The sequence below is a fragment of the Nostoc sp. UIC 10890 genome, assembly GCF_054786515.1.
Genome location: NZ_JBSGKF010000080.1, coordinates 1 through 3,097 on the forward strand (window position 1 = coordinate 1; position 3,097 = coordinate 3,097).

Annotated in this window: 2 protein-coding genes and 1 pseudogene; 2 read left to right on the forward strand and 1 reads right to left on the reverse strand. The window is 34.6% G+C overall.

The genetic code is table 11. The features are described 5' to 3' along the window. Positions 1–347 (forward strand): DNA phosphorothioation-associated protein 4 (locus ACWATR_RS39105; protein ID WP_460345513.1); only part of this gene is annotated, 347 nt, incomplete at its 5' end. Positions 348–431: 84 nt separating this feature from the next. Continuing rightward, positions 432–2,813, forward strand: coding sequence for a DUF262 domain-containing protein (locus tag ACWATR_RS39110; protein ID WP_460345516.1), 2,382 nt, complete (start codon positions 432–434; stop codon positions 2,811–2,813). Positions 2,814–2,867: 54 nt separating this feature from the next. Here the strand turns inward: ACWATR_RS39110 and ACWATR_RS39115 are convergent. Next, a pseudogene (locus ACWATR_RS39115) lies at positions 2,868–3,097 on the reverse strand (DGQHR domain-containing protein); the annotation flags it as partial.

Genomic DNA, 3,097 nt, shown 5'->3' on the forward strand with positions numbered 1-3,097 from the left:
TGGGTGTTAAACATAAAAAGCGGGTGGCTTTGGGGGAAATTTCTAAAAGAGAACCGTCACCAATTGGACAAGAACATTTCTTAATTAAAGGATATGATTTGGTAATCAAACTACTAGCAATTGTTGAAGCTAAAGAACTTAATATTTTATCTTATGAAAACGAAAAATATGAAAATCAGCGCATTCGTATGTTTGAAGAATATGCTAATGGTGGTCTTGAGATATTACAACAGGAGTTGCGAGGGGCAGTAGACTATTCAGAGAGACTTCTATTAATTCTGAGTTCTGAACGTTTCCAACAAGAGCCAGATAAAGAATTTGATCTCAGCAGATTTTTATCATCGTAAATTAGGTTCGACAAGTATTTATAATAATTTGTGGAAGATTTCGCCAGTATTATATTCGTATTAACTAAATTAAGGATTTAAATAATGTCAAGAACTCTCGAACAGCTATTATACTCACTTCGTAAAGGAGACTTACTATTACCAAATTTTCAACGTCCTTTTGTTTGGAACCCAGAACGTTGGCAGTCTCTCCTAGCCTCAATATTACTTGAATATCCTGTGGGTCAAGCTTTGATTGGTACAGAAGCTGACAGTAAAACAATGTCAGTTAACAAGCCACTATCTATCCCTGAAAAAGCCTTGCGTGAAATTTTTCTAAAAAAGGCTAATCTCGATATAGAAGAGGTAAAAGGACTCAAATCAACACAATACTTGCAGAAAGGTGAAGCTTATCCTTGTGATTATCTTTTAGATGGTCAGCAAAGATTAACTGCTCTTGACCTTATATTTGGGACAACTTATCATTTTGCTGATGGCAATGAACTTAATAGAAACTATAGACTGAGATGGTTTTTAAATTTAGATAAGCTTGGATTAAAAGATTTGAAATGGTTTAATATCCGGGAAATGCAACACGAAGAAGTTTGTGAAGCATTCGTTTTTATAAAATATAAAAAAACAGATAAAAATAGTTCCTTTTATTACGATAAATCAGAGTCTGATTTAGCAAATTTTTGTACTGTTAAAGACTTACAAGAACAGTCTAATCTAGAAGAGGGTATATATCTTCCTTTAGACAAACTTTATATTGAAAATGATGATGATAAATCTCTTGAATTCGATCCTACTAAATTCTTGATAGATTTATTTGATGAAAGACAAGACATTATTATTAGTCAGACAATAGAAGGTAAAAAACTAAAGGATAATTATCATCGAAATGATATTGATAAAAACAAATATGATGAAGATTGGAAAAAACTTAAGAGAAATTTTTTAAGCTGGAGAGCCAAACTTCAGGAATTACTTGTTAATATTATTAAATTTCAATTTCCAGTTCTGGAAGTACCATCAAAAGAATTTAATCGCCTATCAGGTATTTTTTCAGTCATAAATATGGGGGGAGTTGAATTAGAAACATTCGACTTATTAGTTGCAAAGACGACTACCACAGATTCTAGCCTTAGAGATGTTATGAAGTCTGCGTGTGTACAAAGTCTTAAAGATTTTAAAAAGTCAATTAAACTACTTCCAGAATCTGCAAAAAAGGATACTGTAGATGAGTTTTGGGATATTGGCGATTTTCTTGGCGAGAGAAATGAAGAGTCTCAACAAGTGGTTGAAGGCGTAAAATTTCCAGAATCTATTGCCAGACCTTTTGCTCAAATAATTGTTTTACATGCAAAATTATCAGAAGCTCTAGGTGATGATTGGTCAAGTAGAAGCAATCCGATTTCTGGTTATTCTAATCCTCAAGAGGCTGCGCGTTCAATTTTGCGACTGGACGGTTGGGGATATTCTGATAAACTGATGCTTAATTTATCGCGTAAAACCGTTCAAGCAATTCAGGAGCAAGCAGCTCAACAACTTTTACGTGCATATTTCTTTATGAAAGCAAGACTTGGTATTCCTAAGTTGTCTTATTTTCCTTATAGACAAATGGATCTTGTTCTTGCATCAATATTGACTGATTCTACATGGAATAAATTGCATCAAGATCCGACTGGAACTATTATGAAAAAAATCCAGTGGTGGTATTGGGGTTCTCTTTTTGGGGGAGCTTACCAAAAGGCTCACTCTTCAATCGATAAAAGAGTTCTAGCAGATATTCCTAGATTATTAGCATATCTCTCGAAACCTGCAATCAAGTGGGAGGAAATCTCTGATTTAAGTAACGAAGAATTCCAGCTGACTGAAACTCCTATATTAGGTTCTAATGGAAAATTAGGGAGCCGTTTTGAAATGATATGTGATGCAGATGGCTATTCAACAAGAGATGCACTAATGACATCTGCTAATAGAACAATGGGTTTAGCAATTCTTGCATTTACCATTAGGAATGGTTTGTCAGACTTTAAATTTAGAGATAAGAGTAGCAGTGATAATGAACTACAGCGAGGTTTGACGCTTCACTCTGACCGTGATGATCTTCAAGCTGATCATCTTTTCGCCGTGAACTCATGGTTCAAGTTTACAGGTGAAAAAATAGGTAGAAATGAAGATCATCCAATCAACTCTCCATTAAATTTCTCTTGGATTTCGGCTAAGGCAAATCGTTATTGGTCAGATAATCCATCTTTTATGAAATTAGAACTTCAATCTGCTTTAGAAGGTAATAATGAAAGCATTGACTTTTTACATCATCATTTATTATCTGTTGAAGCTGTTGAACACGAATATAGAGACATATTATTAGCTTCTGAAGAAAAACAGAAAAAGAGTGCTAAGTCAGTACTTAAGGCGCTCTTGGAAAAACGTTTTGAGAAGCTTAGGCAAGAAGTACTTAGTGAAAACCCTGAAGGTTGAATTTTTTTAAAAATAGAATATTTTGGTTATGTTTCTAGATGTCAATATCAGCAATTACAGGACGGGTGGAAATCCTACTTGCTTAGGTTCAACAAACTCTCCATCAAAGCCTATTGTTCTATTTTCCACAGTCCTAGCATCTGCTAAAGCCTTACGAAGTTCAGCAGATTCCATGTGATCCTGAACTCCACCCAAAATGTAAATCAATAACTTCGCCGCCAAATCTCGTCCAGCAACCTGCACCCGCTTTTTATTTGGGTCATATAAAACCCCATACCAGAGAG

Bases quoted from the DNA above. Each gene is read 5' to 3' on its own strand.
- ACWATR_RS39110 (WP_460345516.1), top strand. From the start codon at position 432: ATGTCAAGAACTCTCGAACAGCTATTATACTCACTTCGTAAAGGAGAC.